The organism is Knoellia pratensis (assembly GCF_042666395.1).
Lineage (GTDB): Bacteria > Actinomycetota > Actinomycetes > Actinomycetales > Dermatophilaceae > Knoellia > Knoellia pratensis.
In genome coordinates, this window is sequence record NZ_JBHTDJ010000001.1 from 190,662 (window position 1) to 206,217 (window position 15,556).

A 15,556-nucleotide genomic window follows, 5' to 3' on the forward strand; every position below is an offset into this window, starting at 1 on the left:
GAGTCCACCAGCGGAAAGGCCCGTTCATGAACACGCCCTCACGCCGTCGCGTCGTCGCGCTCACCGCGACGATCACGGCCACTCTCATCACGACCTCCTGCGGCGGTGGTGGTGAGGGAGATCGGCCCCGAACTGTCGCGCGGGTGGTCGGGCCATTCGAGATCCACAGCCTCGAGCCCACAGCCAGCAGCGGTCTCTTCACCCGGCTGGAAGTGGCCGAGACCCTCGTGAGCAGCGACGTCGAAGGCACCCTGGCGCCGGGGCTGGCCACGACGTGGCGGCCTTCTGCGGACAAGCTGACCTGGACCTTCGGCCTCGTCGACGGAGCATCGTTCCACGACGGCACACCGGTTGACGCAGGCTCGGTCGCACGCTCACTGACGAAGACCGCGGCCGACGCGGCCAGCCCGCTCGCCTCGGCGCCCATCAAGGCGATCGCCCCCGTCGGCGAGGACCTGACCATCAGCCTCACCACGCCCGACCCGACCGTGCCCGCGCTCCTGACCCACTACAGCGCCGGCATCCTGGCCCCCTCGTCCTACGACGGCGAAGGCCGCGTGACCAAGGTCGTCGGGTCCGGCCCCTTCGAGATCAGCCAGCTTGAGCTGCCGTCCTCGATCACGACCCGGCGCTTCGCGGACTACCGGGGAGCGAAGCCCGCGATCGAGGGCGTCGAGTTCTCGGTCGTCGGGCGCGCCGAGACCCGCGCGGTGATGGCGGCAAGCGGTCAGGCCGATGTCGTCTTCGGCCTCGAACCCGCCGGTCGCCAGCGCGTCGACGCAGCCGAGGGCGTCTCGATGGCCTCCGCCCTGCAGCCCCGGACCGTCCTCCTCAAGATCAACGACGCTCACCCGGCCCTCAAGGACATCCGCGTCCGCCACGCCCTCTCGCTCATGCTCGATCGCGAGCGCATCGCCGAAGCGGTCCTGCGCGAGAGAGACCTCGCCGCGACCCAGCTCTTCCCACCCGCTCTCGCAACGTGGAACCAGCCCAACCTCGAGCCGCTCACCCAGGACGTCGAGCGAGCCCGGGCCCTGCTCGCCGAGGCCGGCTTCAACCGCAGCGCCGACGGCACGACGCTTGAACGCGAAGGCAAGCCGCTCCGGCTCACGCTGACGACCTATCCCGATCGGCCCGAGCTGCCCCCGTTGGCCACGGCGATCCAGGAGGCTGCGCGCGCCGTCGGCATCACCATCGACGTCGCAGTCGGAAACTCCAGCGAGATCCCTGCCAAGCACGCCGACGGCACGCTCGAACTCGCGCTGCTCACCAAGCACTTCGCGCTCGTCTCCGATCCGTACGTGTCGATCGCCGAGACCTTCGCTCCCGGTGGTGCCGAGTGGGGCGTCATGAACTGGGAGGACCCCGCCCTCACCGCGGCCCTGTCGACCGTGGCGCAGCAACCCACAGGCCCGGCCGCGGACGCCGCCCGCCGCGAGGTCGCGAGCATCATCCAGGAGCAGCTGCCCGTCGTGCCCGTCGCGTGGTACCGCTTCAACGCGGCCGTCTCCGATCGGCTCGACGGCTTCGTCATCGACCCGATCGAGCACAGCTGGCGGCTCAGCGAGACGAGGTGGGCTCCGTGAGGGGCGCGCCGTGCGTCCCCCGCACGGTCCGCATCCTTGGCGCACGCCTCGGCCAGGCCTGTGGAGTCGCGCTCATGGTCTCGGTCGTCTGCTTCCTCGTCGTCCAGCAGCTGCCCGGTGACGCGGCGTATCGCATCGCCGCCGGACGCTACGGTGCCGACCTCGTCGACTCCGCTGCCGCGCAGGGGGTGCGCCGGGAACTCGGCCTCGACCGGCCGATGTGGCAGCAGCTCGGTGACTGGTGCACAGACCTCTTCACTCTCGACCTCGGTCGCTCCCTCGTGACCTCGCGAACGGTCGTCGACGAGCTGGGTCCGGCTCTGCTCGCCACTCTCCAGCTCGCCGCCGCCGCCCTCGTGGGGGCCGTGCTCATCGGCGTCGTCCTCGGCACTGCTGCGGCGCGCCGGCCGGGCGGACTGGTCGATCGGTTGTGCGCCGCCTGGGTCGCAGGGTCACGCGCCGTCCCGCCGTTCCTCCTCGGCATCGGCCTGATGGTCGTGCTCTCCGGACACGCAGGCTGGGTGTCCGCGGCGGGCGGCGACGGGCTCTCGGCCCTGGCGCTGCCCGCGCTCACCCTCGCCGTCTGCCTCTCCGGGCTCTTCACGAGGATCATCCGTGACGCGCTCATCGAGGTGACCCAGTCGGCCTACGTGCAGTTCGCTCGGACCAAGGGACTGCCGGAACGGGTGGTGATCCTGAGGCACACGGTCCGCAACGCCCTCGTCGCCGTCGTGCCCTATGTCGGCGTCCAGGCCGTCATCCTCATCGAGGGGGTCGTCGTCGTCGAGAGCCTGTTCTCGTGGGACGGCTTGGGGCACGCGCTCGTCCATGCGGTCTTCTGGCGTGACGTCCCCGTGCTGCAGGGCGCCTCCCTGGTCCTCGCCCTGATCATCGTGGCGATCAACACCGGGGTCGACCTCGCCGTCGCCGCCCTCGATCCCCGCCCCCGCCACGCAGGAGTGACCGCATGACGCAGCTGACGGTTTCATCCCGGTGGGCACGCCGCCGCTCGGCCAGACCTGCCAGTCTCGTCGCCGGCGCGGTCCTCGCACTCCTCGTCACCTTCGCGATCGCGGGGCCCCTCGTCTGGCCCGAGGCCGCCACGCAGGACCTCGACCGCTATCTCCACGCACCGACGTGGAGCGAACCCTGGGGGCGGGACGACTTCGGTCGCGACATCACCGCCAGGCTTGCTCACGCCACGCGGCTGTCGCTGGTCCTCTCGGCTCTCTGCGTCGCGACCGCCCTCCTTGTCGGAGGCGCCACGGGCATCCTTGCGGCGTGGGCCGGAGGCTGGTGCGACACCCTGCTGCGTGGCATCGCCGAGACGGCATCGGCTCTGCCGGCGCTGCTCATCGTGCTGCTGGTCTCGGCCCTCGCGGCGTCTGGCGCACTGTGGCCGCTGTATCTCGGGATCGCCGTCGCCGCGTCCATCGAGTATTTCCGGGTCGTGCGCTCCCGCGCCTCCCGGGTGCTCGCCACCGACGCAGTCGAGGCAGCCCGGCTGCTCGACCTCGGCAGGTGGCACATCGTGCGACGCCACCTCTGGCCCGACCTGCGTCCCACGCTCGTGACCCTTGCTTCGCTCGGGATGGTGACCTCCATCCTCGCGATGTCGACCCTTGGCTTCGTCAAGGTCGGCGTCCAACCGCCTCGCACCGAACTCGGGCTGATGCTCTCCGAGGCCCTTCCGTTCTCCGATGTCGCACCGTGGATGGCCCTGGCGCCTGTCACGGTTCTCTTTGCCCTGACGCTCAGCTTGTGGGGCCTGCGATCGCAGGAGGTGGTGTCCCGATGACCACGACCGTCATGGCCACGAGTCTCGAGCTCACCGCCGTCGAGGTGCGCTCCGGTGGACGCGTCCTCGTCTCCGTACCGGAGCTGCGCGCCGAACCGGGCCGACCCCTCACGATCATCGGCGAGAGCGGCGCGGGCAAGTCGCTCCTGGCACACGCCGCCATGGGCACCCTCGACGCAAGCCTGACCGCATCCGGGACGATGCGCCTCGGGGAGGCGACGTTCGACCTCTCGAGCAGCACGTCTCGCCGCGGCCTGTGGGGACATTCGCTCGCCCTGCTGCCGCAGGAACCCTCACTCGCCCTCGACCCGACGATGCGCGTCCTGCCCCAGGTCGCGGAGGGCGCTCCCGTGGCCGACCGTCGCGGCGCTCGATCGTCGGCAGTCGCCTTGCTGGACTCGCTCGGCCTCACGGACGTGGGGCAGCACTGGCCCCACACCCTGTCCGGGGGCATGGCCCAGAGAGTGAGCTATGCAGCGGCGACGATCACCGAGCCGGGGGTGTTGCTCGTCGACGAACCCTCCAAGGGTCTCGACGCCCGGTCCCTTGACCTGCTCGCAGAGCTGTTGCTTCGACACACTTCGGCCGGCGGGTTCCTCGTGACCATCACCCACGACCTCGGGCTCGCCCGCCGTCTCGGTGGCGACGTTGCGGTGATGAGGGACGCCGAAGTCATCGAGACCGGGGCCATCGAGGACGTCCTCGGGCGCCCGGCCCACGAGCACACGCGCCGCCTCGTCGGAGCAGACCCCGCGCTCTGGCCCGCTCGCTCCGCCAAACCACGCTCAGCCGTCCGGTCGGCCGGGGCGCCGCGCTCCGGCTCCAGCGGTTCGTCAGCGCTCATCAGCCTCGAGCAGGTCGGTGTGGTGTTGGGCGGTCGCCCGGTGCTGAGGAGCGTCGACCTTCGCATCGGCCACGGCGAGCGCTGGGCGCTCGTCGGCCCGAGCGGCTCCGGCAAGACAACGTTGGGCCACGTGCTCGTCGGCGTCCAACCCGTTGACTCCGGACGAGTGGTGCGGGACGCGAGCCTGCGTCGTGGGCAGGTCGTCAAGCTCTACCAGGACCCCCAGGCATCCTTCCCTCACAAGGTCCCCCTGCTGGCAGGACTGCATGACGTCGCTCGTCGATTCGACGTCGGCTGGTCCCGGGTCATCGGCCTGCTCGACGAGGTAGGTCTGTCGGCGCGCCTGCTCGAACGTCGTCCTGGACAGGTGTCCGGGGGCGAGCTGCAGCGCATCGCGATCGTCCGGTCGATGCTCGCGTCGCCGCGCCTCGTCATCGCCGACGAGGCGACCTCACGGCTGGACCTGCTGACGCAGCAGGCGACCGTGCGTGCCCTGCTCAGCGAGGTCGACGCCTCGGGCAGCGCCCTCGTCCTCGTGACGCACGACCGGGATCTCGCCCGCGCCTGCACCGACCGCGTTCTCGATCTCGACCCCGGGTGAGGTCGTCGCCTTCGCGGTCGCTCCCGGGCGCACACCTCAGCAACGTTGACCCCGCCTTCTCGACATATACCCAAGGGGGGTATAGTATCGAGGTATGAGCGAGCACGAGACCCACCAGCACTCCTACATCGCGAGCGGCCACAAGGACGACTACCTCAAGCGGTTGCGCCGCATCGAGGGCCAGGCCCGTGGCATCCAGAAGATGGTCGACGAGGAGAAGTACTGCATCGACATCCTCACCCAGATCTCCGCGATGACGAAGGCGCTGCAGTCGGTCGCGCTCGGCCTCCTCGATGAGCACATGGGCCACTGCGTCGCCGATGCCGCGCGCAAGGGAGGGCCCGAAGCCGACGCCAAGCTCAAGGAAGCCAGCGAGGCCATCGCCCGCCTCGTCAAGTCCTGACCCACCCCCAAACCCCCGGCCTTGTGTGCCCCACCGGTCCCGAAATGGAACCGCACAGGCACACAAGGCGAGTTGAAAGAGAGAGCGAGCCACTCATGAGCACCTCAACCCAGACCTTCACCGTCACCGGGATGACCTGCGGCCACTGCGTCGCGTCCGTCACCGAAGAGGTCAGCGAGATCGCCGGCGTCGAGAACGTCGACATCGACCTCGCGACCGGATCCGTCACCATCACCAGCACCACGCCGCTCGAGGACGACGCAGTGCGCGCCGCCGTCGAGGAAGCCGGCTACGCGCTGGCATGAGTACGCCCACCCGCGTCATCGGCTTCATCGCCGCCCTCGCCGCCATCTTCGGCATCACCCTGGGCGCGGGGCGCCTGTTCGGGCCTGTCGAGGCGACGCCCGCGAGCGCCGGTCACGACGCCCATGCCTCGACCGAGCCCACTGAGCCTGCCGACTCGGCAGGCGCCGACCACTCCGCCCACCTCCCCGGCGGGCTGCAGGTCTCGCAGGACGGCTACACCCTGCGCCTGAACCATTCCGAGCTGGCCGCCGGCCCCAAGACCCCGCTCGACTTCGTCGTGGAAGGTCCGGAGGGCAAACCGGTCACGGCCTACACGCCACAGCACGAGAAGGAGCTGCACCTCATCGCGGTGCGCCGCGACTTCTCCGGCTTCCAGCACGTCCACCCGACCCGCGCGGCCGACGGCACGTGGAGCACGACGCTCGCGCTGACACCGGGCACGTGGCGGGTGTTCGCCGACATCGCTCCCCAGGGTGCGCAGCCCCTGACGCTGGGTGCCGACGTGTCCGTGGCCGGTGCCTATGCCCCCGCCGGTGCGCCCGCCGAGGACGTCCGCACCGCGACCGTCGACGGCTACACGGTGACCCTCAAGGGCGACCTCGCCCCCGGCGCCGACTCCGCCCTCACCCTCTCGGTGAGCCGCAGCGGCAAGCCGGTCACCGACCTCGACCCGTATCTCGGCGCCTACGGTCACCTCGTGGCCCTGCGCACGGGCGACCTCGCCTACCTCCACGTCCACCCCGAGGGTCACCCCGGCGACGGCACCACCCAGCCGGGCCCGGACATCACCTTCGGCGCCGCCGTACCCAGCGCGGGGACCTATCGCCTCTTCCTCGACTTCCAGCACGAGGGCGTCGTCCGCACAGCCGCCTTCACCGTCACCGCAGGAGGTACCAATGGCCACCAGCATTGAGCTCGACATCACCGGGATGACCTGCGCGTCCTGCGCCAACCGGATCGAGCGCAAGCTCAACAAGCTCGACGGCGTGGTCGCGACGGTCAACTACTCCACCGAGAAGGCCAAGGTCGAGTACCCCGAGACCGTGTCCACCGACGAGCTGCTCGAGACCGTTGGACAGGCCGGGTATGCCGCCAGCCTGCCTCCCGCTCCCGACGCACCCTCCGTGGTCGGTGGGGATGGCGACGCCTCCGACCCGACGCGGGCCCTGCGCGACCGGCTGCTCATCTCGCTGGTCCTCACCGTGCCGGTCATCGCGATGGCCATGGTCCCGGCGTTCCAGTTCACGTACTGGCAGTGGGCGTCGTTGGCGTTGGCGGCTCCCGTTGTCGTCTGGGGAGCCTGGCCGTTCCACCGGGCCGCGTGGGTCAACCTGCGCCACGGCGCGACGACGATGGACACCCTCATCTCGGTCGGGACCCTGGCCGCGTTCGGGTGGTCGCTCTACGCGCTCTTCCTGGGCACGGCCGGCACGCCCGGCATGACGCACCCGTTCCGCTTCACCATCGAGCGGAGCGACGGTGCGGGCAACATCTATCTCGAGGCCGCGGCCGGGGTGACGACCTTCCTGTTGGCGGGTCGCTATGCCGAGGCCCGGGCGAAGCGCCAGTCCGGTGCCGCACTACGCGCGCTGCTCGAGATGGGCGCCAAGGACGTCGCCGTCCTGCGTGATGGCGCGGAGGTCCGCATCCCGGTCGAACAGCTCGCCGTGGGTGACGACTTCGTCGTCCGCCCCGGCGAGAAGGTCGCGACCGATGGCGTCGTCACCTCGGGCTCGTCTGCGGTCGACGCGTCGATGCTCACCGGCGAGTCCGTGCCGGTCGAGGTCACGTTCGGCGATGCCGTCGTCGGTGCCACCGTGAACTCCGGCGGGCGACTCGTCGTGCGCGCCACCCGCGTCGGCAGCGACACCCAGCTCGCCCAGATGGCGCACCTCGTCGAGGACGCCCAGAACGGCAAGGCCCAGGTGCAGCGGCTCGCCGATCGCATCTCGGGGATCTTCGTACCGATCGTCATCGGCCTCGCCGTGGGAACGCTCGGCTTCTGGCTGGGCACAGGTTCGGGCTGGACCGCCGCCTTCACCGCCGCCATCTCCGTCCTCATCATCGCCTGCCCGTGCGCCCTCGGCCTCGCGACACCGACCGCCCTCATGGTCGGCACCGGACGCGGAGCCCAGCTCGGCATCCTCATCAAGGGCCCCGAGGTCCTCGAGTCCACCCGTCAGGTCGACACGATCGTGCTCGACAAGACGGGCACGGTGACGACCGGACAGATGAGCCTGCGCGACGTCGTTGCCGCCCCCGGCGAGAACCGCGACGAGGTCCTGCGCCTGGCGGCCTCCCTCGAGCACGGATCCGAACACCCCATCGCCCGGGCCATCGTCACCGGCGGTGAGGACCGGGGCATCGCCCGCGTCGGCGTCGAGAGCTTCACCAGCATCGACGGACTCGGCGTCCAGGGCGTGGTCGAGGGTCATGCGGCTGTCATAGGCCGGCCGCAGCTCCTGACCGACTGGTCGATCGTCGTCGGGCAGGAGATCGCGGCCGCGCTCGCCGAGGCCCGCCAGAGCGGCACGACGCCGGTGATGATCGGCTGGGACGGGCAGGCACGCGGCATACTCATCGTCTCTGATGCGGTGAAACCCACGTCAGCACAGGCGATCTCGCGACTCAAGGACCTCGGGCTGACGCCCTACCTGCTCACCGGTGACAACGGCGAGGCCGCTCGCACCGTCGCCGCCGAGGTCGGCATCGACCCTGCCCACGTCATCGCCGACGTCATGCCCGCCGACAAGGTCGCCGTCGTCCAGCGCCTCCAGGGCGAGGGCAAGGTCGTCGCCATGGTCGGCGACGGGGTCAACGACGCCGCCGCCCTCGCCGCGGCCGACCTCGGGATGGCCATGGGGACCGGCACCGACGTCGCCATCGAGGCCAGCGACCTCACTCTCGTGCGCGGCGACCTGAGGGTGGCCCCCGACGCGATCCGCCTCGCCCGGCGCACCCTGTCGACGATCAAGGGCAACCTGTTCTGGGCGTTCGGCTACAACGTCGCGGCCATCCCCCTCGCAGCGGCTGGGCTGCTCAACCCGATGCTCGCCGGGGCAGCGATGGCGCTCTCGTCGGTGTTCGTCGTGACGAACAGCCTGCGGCTCAGAGGCTTTCGCGCCGACGCATGACGTTCGCCCCCCCTTCGTCTTCGTGCCCCAAACGGACATGAAATGGGCGCCTTCGGCGCGCGAGCATGTCCGTTTGGGGCACGAAGACGGTTGGGTGCGGGGTGCGGACCGGCGTCAACCTCAGGTGGTGAGGGATTCCGCGAGGGTCGCCAAGCGGTCGAGGGACGCGCGAAGCTGCGGTTCCTGCGTGGCCCGGGCACGCGGCATACGCGCTTCGTCGGTGAGCTCGGTCCAGTCGTAGGTGTGCGTGACCCGCGACGTGACGTCGTCCAGGGGCTCGACCTCCCACCGCCACTCGTGACCGGCCGGCGCCTCGCCCTCGTTGCCGGGACGCCACGCGATGCGGCGCCCCTCTTCGAAGTCGACGACGAGGTTGTCGCGGTGGTTGCCCTTCGTCGTCCGCATCGCGAAGATCTCGCCCACTGCGCGGATGCGTTCACCCTTGATGACTTCGACGAGGTTGTCGTTGCCGTCCCACTCGGGCTGCCGTCGCGGATCCGCGATGAGCTCGAAGACGGTCTCGGCGGGAGCGGCGATGTCGCGGGTGGAACTGACGACACGGGTCTCGTTGTCCATGACTCCATCGAAACACGTGCGACGCGGGGAATGTCGCCGGACCACAATGGCCACATGACCGAATCCAGCCCTGCCACGACCGTCGACGAGGTGCGTGCGTCGATGCGGACCTCGCTCAAGGAAGCCATGCGTGCCCGCGACAGGCTCGCGGTCTCGGCACTGCGCTCGGGCCTCAGCGCCATCGACAACGCCGAGGCGATCGCGACTGAGCCACCGTCCACGAGTGACGGTCACTCACCGATCGCTGGCGCGGCTATCGGGCTCGGCGTGACAGAGGCGGAACGACGCGACCTCACAGTCGACGACCTGCGGGCTCTGCTGCGCACGGAAGTCAAGGAGCGCCGCGAGGCCGCCACCGAGATCGAGGGAGCCGGGCACCCGGACCGTGCCGCTGACCTCCTGCGGGAGGCCGACGTCCTCGAGTCCGTCGTCACCAACTGACGTCAAGAGCGCACGAAGCGGCTCAGTGGTCCGTAATCATCACGGTCCGCAGCGCGAAGCGCCTCGATGTACGCAGCGCGCGTCTCACCAGACCCCACAAGGTTCGTTCGACCCCAAGTAAATGGTTGAGCCCCAGACGCACGGAGAAGCAGATCTGTCATGGCGCGCGAGTGTCGACCGTTGCCGTTCGGAAAGGGATGGATGCGCACGAGTTGGTGATGGAACCTCGTGGCCGCCTCGTCGAGCTCCATCGAGGATTGCGGTGCAAACCAGGAGCGGGCGTCCTCGACAAGAGTCCGCACCTCCACTGAGATGCGGCGCGGATCCACACCAATGTCGCGCTCCGTCCGACGGTACGTTCCGGCCCACCGCCACACGTCTCCGTACATGTCCCTGTGAAGGTTTCGAAGCGTCAGATCGTCCAGCAGTTTGTGTGGCTCAAGCTTGCGCCGCCACTTGCGCGAGGCGAGCGCCCGAACGATGTTGGCCTGCTCTTCCGCATCCAACTCGTGCCGGGTGACGACGTAGGCCGGAATGAGTTGATCCACCTCGTCAGGAGTCAGCGGCGTTGCGCCATCGGGACGCACGTCATCGAATCCAGCGCCGAGAGGTCTAGTAGACATCCGCCCAGAGACCTGGTTGGTCACGTACCTCCCGCAACTGCTCGGAGAACTGCTCAGCCGTCACACTCTGCGACACACCCTGCGCTTCCAGGCCCATGGAATGCCCTACCTCGACCATGGTCACTCCAAGTGAAGCGGCAGCCTGTCTGTCGACCATCTCGTCCAGGCGACGACGCGGCACGAGCGCGTAGACGATGTCACAGTCCAGCGCCTCTGCTGAGCGTGCGAGCGTGGCCAGGCGGATGCGGCCTTCGCTCTCATTCGCCTCCATCTTGGACACGGCGTTCGCTCCGATTCCGAGTCGCTCACCGAGCTCCCCTGCGCTCATTCCCAAGGCCTCACGCAGCGTCCGGACCCAACCGCCGCGAGGCACGCTCATGTCTGGCGCGACCGAACGCATGGTGTCGAAGCGTCGATCAAGCCCCGTCCGAGCTCGCGCGCGCGCCCGTGCCGTTCCAACCGTCCGGGCCATCACATCTCCTCCACGTAGTCGTAGTTTTGACTACTAGTATGACACGGATAACCGGAGTTATAACTACCGTTTAGCGCATCTTTTGGGTAGCCACGACTACCATTATCGTTCCCGCGGGCTTTTGCGAGGCGCACGTTCGAGCGGATCTGGCCGGCGACCTGAGCCACGCAGGCCGACGTGCCGGAGTCGGTGCTCGACGGAAACTGGCACGATCGGGTCGTGACCTCGATCCTGTGGCTTCGCCGCGACCTGCGACGCAGCGACCACCCCGCCCTGCTGGCCGCACGCGACGCCGCGGCCGGGGATCTCGTCGTGGCCTACGTCCTCGACCCGACCCTGTGGTCTGGGGCGGGGGCCGCGCGCCGGGCCTGGCTCGCGGCCACCCTCGAGGCGACCAGCGCCGAGTACAACGAGGGGCTGACCCTGCTCTGGGGCGATCCCCGCGAGGTCGTCCCAGCCCTTGCCGAGCGCGTCGGCGCCACATCGGTGCACGTCACCCGAGAGACGACGCCGTTCGGTCGACGCCGGGACGAGCAAGTCGCCAGTTCGCTTGCGGCACAGGGCATCGAGTGGGTCGAGACCGGCACCCCGTATGCCGTGGGTCCGGGTCTCGTGGTCAACGGCAGCGGGACGGCCTACAAGGTCTTCACCCCGTTCGCGAAGGCCTGGCGTGGGCACGGCTGGCCCGACCCCGCACCCCGCCCGCGCGAGCTCCCGATACGGCACGTCGGGGACGACGAAGCTGCGACCCGGGCCGTCCGTGAGGCGCTCGCCGCACCGGACCTTCCCGACCTTCCGGCCGCCGGGGAGAACGCCGCCCACGCGCGGTGGCGCGAGTTCTGCGAGACGGGATTGACGGCATACGCGACCGATCGGGACCTGCCGGGCACGGACGGGACGTCACGACTCTCCCCCTATCTCAAGCTCGGCGTGGTCCATCCGCGGACGTTGCTCGCCGACCTGGCGGGGCGGCGCGGTGTGGGGGCGCAGACGTTCGTCGACGAGATCGCTTGGCGCGAGTTCTATGCAGATGTGTTGTGGCACAACCCTTCCAGCGCATGGAAGGACCTGCGGGATCCGTTGTCGGGGATGGCCTACGACGAACCCCACGACGCGATCGAGGCATGGCAGACGGGCACGACGGGCTATCCGATAGTCGACGCGGGGATGCGGCAGCTACTCGCCCAGGGGTGGATGCACAACCGGGTTCGGATGATCACGGCGAGCTTCCTCACCAAGGACCTGCACGTGTGGTGGCCGGTCGGCGCGCGGCACTTCCTCGAGCACCTCATCGACGGTGACATCGCGTCGAACAACCACGGGTGGCAGTGGGTGGCGGGGACAGGTACGGATGCGTCGCCCTACTTCCGCGTGTTCAACCCGGTGACGCAGGGCGAGAAGTTCGATGTGGACGGCGACTACGTGCGGCAGTGGGTGCCCGAGCTCGCGCACCTCTCCGGCAAGGCCGCGCACCAGCCGTGGGAGCACCCGGATGGCTACGCCCACGGCTATCCGCGGCGCATCGTCGACCACGCCGAGGAGCGGCGCGAAGCCCTCCGCCGGCTGGACGAGCTCAAAGACTGACTGAGCACGCGACCTACTGCACCGTTGGCGGGGCGATCACACCTCCTACGGTGCAGTAGGTCATGCAGAACGTGGTGGCACTGGGGCTCAGGCCACTGCGCGCAGGAATGCCTCCAGCAGGGGGCCGGCTGTGGTCGCGCCACCCTCGCCCTCGTCGACGAAGACCGCGACCGCGAGGTCGCCCTGGATCCCGATCATCCACACGTGCTGCTTCAGGGCTTTGGCGTCGCCGAACTCCGCCGTTCCCGACTTCGCATAGACGGGTTCGCCCGGAACGTCCGCGAGGAACTTCCCGCTGCCTTGCTCGACGACGCCACGCATGAGCGCCTTCAGCAGTGCCGACTCGGCGGCGGTGACCGGCTTGGCGGGGGTCTGGGGTGCGTCAGCCTTGGCCCCAGCGACGAGAACCGGAGCCACCGGTTTCCCGGCGGCGATCGATGCGGCGACGGTGGCCATCCCGAGCGGGGAGGCCTCGACCTTGGACTGGCCGATCATCGAGGCGGCCTCGTCCGTACCCGGCTTGGGCTCAGGCACCGATCCAAGGAAGCCGGGAACCCCCAGGGCGGCTTTGGCGGTGAGGCCCAGACCCGCTGCGGCAGTGGGGAGTTCGGCAGGTGCAAGCTTCTCGCCGGCGCGGATGAACGCGGTGTTGCACGAGTTCGCGAACGCCGTGCTGAACGGCACCGACCCCAGGGCCGACGTCGGATAGCTGTCGACGTTCTTGAACGTGCGCCCGTCCACGGTCACCGTCGGAGTGCACTCGACCTTGCTCGCCGGTGTCACACCCGAACGGAGCAGGGCGAGGCTCGACACCATCTTGAAGGTCGAGCCCGGGGCATAGCGGCCCTGCGTCGCGGTCGACACACCCTTGCCGCCCGGGCCACTCGCGGCCGCAAGGACGTTGCCCGTCGACGGCTGGATGGCCACGATCGCCGAGGCGGGGACGACCTTCTCGAGCACGACTTCGGCGGCCTCCTGCTTCGCGATGTCGAGGGTCAGGGTCACCGGCTTGCCGGGCGTCGACGGCGTGTTGAAGAGCGTGCGTTCCTGTGCCCCACCGGTCGCGAGGACGGCATAGCTCGGCTGACCGGACAACTGCGTGTCGTATGCCGCCTGCACACCTCCGATTCCGACCTCGTCTCCCGCGACGGTGCGGCCTTCGGACTTCTCGACGATCTCGGCGGTGGCGTCGCCGACGATGCCGAGGAGGGGTCGAGCGAACGTGGCCGTCGGCGCCAGCGGCAGTGTGTCGGCCACGAGGAAGACACCGGGGGCGTCGAGGGCTCGGGCCTCTGCCTCCTGCGCGCTGCCCTGGCGCACGGTGATCGCCTCGACAAAGGCCTTGGGCCCCGCGTTCTTGACGGCGGTGACGTAGTTGGCGCTGTTGATCCCCACCGCTTCGGCGAGCACTGGCGCACTCGAGAGAGCCTCGGCGGCAGTCGCCTTCGTCTTGTCGATCCCGATGCGGGAGACGGCGCGTGGCGTGACGATCTGCTCGTTGTTGGCGCCGAGGATCTCGGCGCGGGTCGGCTGCTGGCGCTTGATCCGGAGCGTCTCATCACTCGTCAGGCCCGGCGCAACCACAGCGGGATCCCACTCGCCACGCCAGCGGTCGGTGCTCTTCCACACCCTCAGCTTGGTCTCGTAAGTCCAAGGGGCCTCTGACCCGGGCAACGTCCATGAGTGGCGAAGCGTGGCGAGAGCGGCGCCATCCTTGGGTTCGGTCATCGACTTCACCTCGACGGTGTGCTTGGCCTTGCTCATTCCTTTGACCACCGGCGCAAGGTCGGGGGTGTCGCCAGAGTCGTCAACGATGGAGTCGAGCGTGTAGACACCCTTGGCGAGCCCGTCCGCAACGAGTTCTGCGGCGACTCGCGCGGCCTTCCCCTGGCGGTCCGGCCACCACTTCAGCCCTCCCCAGGCTGCTCCCCCGATGAGCGCCACCACGACGACTGCGATCCCGACCTTGAATCCCCACCCACGCGAACGCACCTGCACAACCCCTCACGATCCGAGCGCCGGGGCTGTCTGCCCGGCCTGACCCCGTCACTCTTTCATCGGCCGCACGCCAAAGCAGGCGCAGCAACGCCGACGTCGATGATCCTCACCGGATCTTCACATGCGGGGGCGCCACCTCGGCAGGGTCAGGAGCAGGGCGTCCGGGCAGAAGTCGGGTGGCGCGCTCGATGAGAACGGCCACGACCAGCGCGACCCCAACACCGACGATCGCCGCGAGCAACGGGTTGTCCTGCACCCAGTGCCCGGCGAGAGTGCCGACCCCCACGGACCACGCCGCCCACGTCACCCCCGAGAGGAACGAGAAGAGCATGAACCGCCGCTGCGGGTAGCGCGCCGCGCCCGCCGTGAGGTTGACCGCCGCGCGCCCCACCGGCACCCAGCGTCCGACGACGATGATGACGGCACCGCGCCGATCGAGGTGACCTCGCGCCCAGGCGAGCGCGCGGCGGCCCGGACCAGAACGCTCCAACAGTCGGTCAAGCGACGCATGCCGTCCCAACAGATAAGCGAGGTTGTCGCCCACCCACGCGCCCGCCGCTGCAGCGACGAAGAGCGCGAGCCAGTGCGGAGTCCCCGTCGACGCACCGACTGCGGCGAGCCCGATGAGCACGCCTTCGCTGGGCAACGGAGGCAGCACTCCATCGATCGCGAAGAAGACGAACAGCGCCGGCAGCAGCCACGCCGAACCCGCGTGGAGCTCGATGAACGTGTTGATCGCGTCGACCATGCGCCAAGTGTGTCGGAGCCCTACCCCACCAGGAGACAGAAGGTGTGACCTGCGGGATCGACGAGGACATAGAGGGGTTCCTCCTCGTCGTCGCTGCGGTCCAGCCGCAAAGTGGCGCCGAGGCCGACAGCCGTGGCCTTGTGTTCCTCGAGCTCCTCCACGCTGCCGACCAAGTAGTCGACGTGCAGCTGCTGCGGCACCGCGTCGTCCGGCCAGGTCGTCGGCTCGAGCCGCTCGACCTGTTGGAACGCGAGCTGTCGCGTGCCGTCCGGCTGCGTGAGGACGAGCCAGTCGGCCTCGTCCGCGCTCCCGTCGGTCGGTGGCTCGTCGCCCGCTCGATAGACGAGCCCGAGGAACTGCCGATAGAACTCGGCGAGTTCACGGGGCCGCTCGCAGTCCAGAACGGTGTGCACGTATGCCGGGTGCTCGCCCATCGCTGTCG

The 15,556-nt window shown here is 69.4% G+C and carries 16 protein-coding genes; 10 read left to right on the forward strand and 6 right to left on the reverse strand.

What is annotated here, in order from left to right:
* The first annotated feature begins 26 nt into the window (after positions 1-26).
* The 8 genes from ACFQRE_RS00925 (at position 27) to ACFQRE_RS00960 (ending at position 8,672) form a co-directional block, all read left to right on the forward strand.
* The gene (locus ACFQRE_RS00925) at positions 27-1,586 is read left to right on the forward strand and encodes an ABC transporter substrate-binding protein (RefSeq protein ID WP_380117838.1); all 1,560 of its coding nucleotides are present in this window, start codon (positions 27-29) and stop codon (positions 1,584-1,586) included.
* Complete coding sequence (locus ACFQRE_RS00930) at positions 1,583-2,557, forward strand: ABC transporter permease (RefSeq protein WP_380117840.1); 975 nt, start codon at positions 1,583-1,585, stop codon at positions 2,555-2,557. The genes ACFQRE_RS00925 and ACFQRE_RS00930 overlap by 4 nt, the downstream gene beginning before the upstream one ends.
* A complete protein-coding gene (locus ACFQRE_RS00935) occupies positions 2,554-3,384 on the forward strand; it encodes an ABC transporter permease (protein ID WP_380117842.1) in 831 nt (276 codons plus the stop codon). Before ACFQRE_RS00930 ends, ACFQRE_RS00935 begins: the two co-directional genes overlap by 4 nt.
* A complete protein-coding gene (locus tag ACFQRE_RS00940) occupies positions 3,381-4,829 on the forward strand; it encodes an ABC transporter ATP-binding protein (protein ID WP_380117844.1) in 1,449 nt (482 codons plus the stop codon). Before ACFQRE_RS00935 ends, ACFQRE_RS00940 begins: the two co-directional genes overlap by 4 nt.
* 94 nt (positions 4,830-4,923) lie before the next feature.
* Positions 4,924-5,232: a metal-sensitive transcriptional regulator gene (locus tag ACFQRE_RS00945; protein WP_380117846.1), complete on the forward strand. Its 309-nt coding sequence runs from the start codon at positions 4,924-4,926 to the stop codon at positions 5,230-5,232.
* A 95-nt stretch (positions 5,233-5,327) separates the two neighbouring features.
* The gene (locus tag ACFQRE_RS00950; protein WP_380117848.1) at positions 5,328-5,537 is read left to right on the forward strand and encodes a heavy-metal-associated domain-containing protein; all 210 of its coding nucleotides are present in this window, start codon (positions 5,328-5,330) and stop codon (positions 5,535-5,537) included.
* Positions 5,534-6,451: a hypothetical protein gene (locus ACFQRE_RS00955; RefSeq protein ID WP_380117850.1), complete on the forward strand. Its 918-nt coding sequence runs from the start codon at positions 5,534-5,536 to the stop codon at positions 6,449-6,451. The genes ACFQRE_RS00950 and ACFQRE_RS00955 overlap by 4 nt, the downstream gene beginning before the upstream one ends.
* On the forward strand, positions 6,435-8,672 hold the full coding sequence (locus tag ACFQRE_RS00960) for a heavy metal translocating P-type ATPase (protein ID WP_380117852.1): 2,238 nt from the start codon (positions 6,435-6,437) through the stop codon (positions 8,670-8,672). The genes ACFQRE_RS00955 and ACFQRE_RS00960 overlap by 17 nt, the downstream gene beginning before the upstream one ends.
* A 120-nt stretch (positions 8,673-8,792) precedes the next feature.
* On the opposite strand, the gene ACFQRE_RS00965 is transcribed toward ACFQRE_RS00960, so the two are convergent.
* Positions 8,793-9,248: an SRPBCC family protein gene (locus ACFQRE_RS00965; protein ID WP_380117854.1), complete on the reverse strand. Its 456-nt coding sequence runs from the start codon at positions 9,246-9,248 to the stop codon at positions 8,793-8,795.
* A gap of 54 nt (positions 9,249-9,302) precedes the next feature.
* On the opposite strand from ACFQRE_RS00965, the gene ACFQRE_RS00970 reads away from it, so the two are divergent.
* Positions 9,303-9,689, forward strand: coding sequence for a hypothetical protein (locus ACFQRE_RS00970; protein ID WP_380117856.1), 387 nt, complete (start codon positions 9,303-9,305; stop codon positions 9,687-9,689).
* A 2-nt stretch (positions 9,690-9,691) separates the two neighbouring features.
* Here the strand turns inward: ACFQRE_RS00970 and ACFQRE_RS00975 are convergent, their stop codons facing one another.
* The gene (locus tag ACFQRE_RS00975; protein WP_380117858.1) at positions 9,692-10,336 is read right to left on the reverse strand and encodes a mobile mystery protein B; all 645 of its coding nucleotides are present in this window, start codon (positions 10,334-10,336) and stop codon (positions 9,692-9,694) included.
* Positions 10,302-10,784, reverse strand: a complete 483-nt coding sequence (locus tag ACFQRE_RS00980) for a mobile mystery protein A (protein WP_380117860.1) — start codon at positions 10,782-10,784, stop codon at positions 10,302-10,304. Before ACFQRE_RS00980 ends, ACFQRE_RS00975 begins: the two co-directional genes overlap by 35 nt.
* A 219-nt stretch (positions 10,785-11,003) precedes the next feature.
* On the opposite strand from ACFQRE_RS00980, the gene ACFQRE_RS00985 reads away from it, so the two are divergent.
* The gene (locus ACFQRE_RS00985; RefSeq protein WP_380117862.1) at positions 11,004-12,368 is read left to right on the forward strand and encodes a cryptochrome/photolyase family protein; all 1,365 of its coding nucleotides are present in this window, start codon (positions 11,004-11,006) and stop codon (positions 12,366-12,368) included.
* 87 nt (positions 12,369-12,455) lie between these two features.
* On the opposite strand, the gene ACFQRE_RS00990 is transcribed toward ACFQRE_RS00985, so the two are convergent.
* From ACFQRE_RS00990 to ACFQRE_RS01000, 3 genes are all read right to left on the reverse strand, one after another.
* Complete coding sequence (locus tag ACFQRE_RS00990) at positions 12,456-14,360, reverse strand: penicillin-binding transpeptidase domain-containing protein (protein WP_380117864.1); 1,905 nt, start codon at positions 14,358-14,360, stop codon at positions 12,456-12,458.
* Between the two features lie 112 nt (positions 14,361-14,472).
* On the reverse strand, positions 14,473-15,114 hold the full coding sequence (locus ACFQRE_RS00995; protein WP_380117866.1) for a DedA family protein: 642 nt from the start codon (positions 15,112-15,114) through the stop codon (positions 14,473-14,475).
* Positions 15,115-15,134: 20 nt separating this feature from the next.
* Entirely contained in the window at positions 15,135-15,548 is a 414-nt protein-coding gene (locus ACFQRE_RS01000; protein ID WP_380117868.1) for a VOC family protein, read from the reverse strand.
* Positions 15,549-15,556: the final 8 nt, after the last annotated feature.

Bases quoted from the DNA above. Each gene is read 5' to 3' on its own strand.
- ACFQRE_RS00925 (WP_380117838.1), top strand. From the start codon at position 27: ATGAACACGCCCTCACGCCGTCGCGTCGTCGCGCTCACCGCGACGATC.
- ACFQRE_RS00935 (WP_380117842.1), top strand. From the start codon at position 2,554: ATGACGCAGCTGACGGTTTCATCCCGGTGGGCACGCCGCCGCTCGGCC.
- ACFQRE_RS00940 (WP_380117844.1), top strand. From the start codon at position 3,381: ATGACCACGACCGTCATGGCCACGAGTCTCGAGCTCACCGCCGTCGAG.
- ACFQRE_RS00945 (WP_380117846.1), top strand. From the start codon at position 4,924: ATGAGCGAGCACGAGACCCACCAGCACTCCTACATCGCGAGCGGCCAC.
- ACFQRE_RS00950 (WP_380117848.1), top strand. From the start codon at position 5,328: ATGAGCACCTCAACCCAGACCTTCACCGTCACCGGGATGACCTGCGGC.
- ACFQRE_RS00955 (WP_380117850.1), top strand. From the start codon at position 5,534: ATGAGTACGCCCACCCGCGTCATCGGCTTCATCGCCGCCCTCGCCGCC.
- ACFQRE_RS00960 (WP_380117852.1), top strand. From the start codon at position 6,435: ATGGCCACCAGCATTGAGCTCGACATCACCGGGATGACCTGCGCGTCC.
- ACFQRE_RS00965 (WP_380117854.1), bottom strand. From the start codon at position 9,248: ATGGACAACGAGACCCGTGTCGTCAGTTCCACCCGCGACATCGCCGCT.
- ACFQRE_RS00970 (WP_380117856.1), top strand. From the start codon at position 9,303: ATGACCGAATCCAGCCCTGCCACGACCGTCGACGAGGTGCGTGCGTCG.
- ACFQRE_RS00980 (WP_380117860.1), bottom strand. From the start codon at position 10,784: ATGGCCCGGACGGTTGGAACGGCACGGGCGCGCGCGCGAGCTCGGACG.
- ACFQRE_RS00995 (WP_380117866.1), bottom strand. From the start codon at position 15,114: ATGGTCGACGCGATCAACACGTTCATCGAGCTCCACGCGGGTTCGGCG.
- ACFQRE_RS01000 (WP_380117868.1), bottom strand. From the start codon at position 15,548: ATGGGCGAGCACCCGGCATACGTGCACACCGTTCTGGACTGCGAGCGG.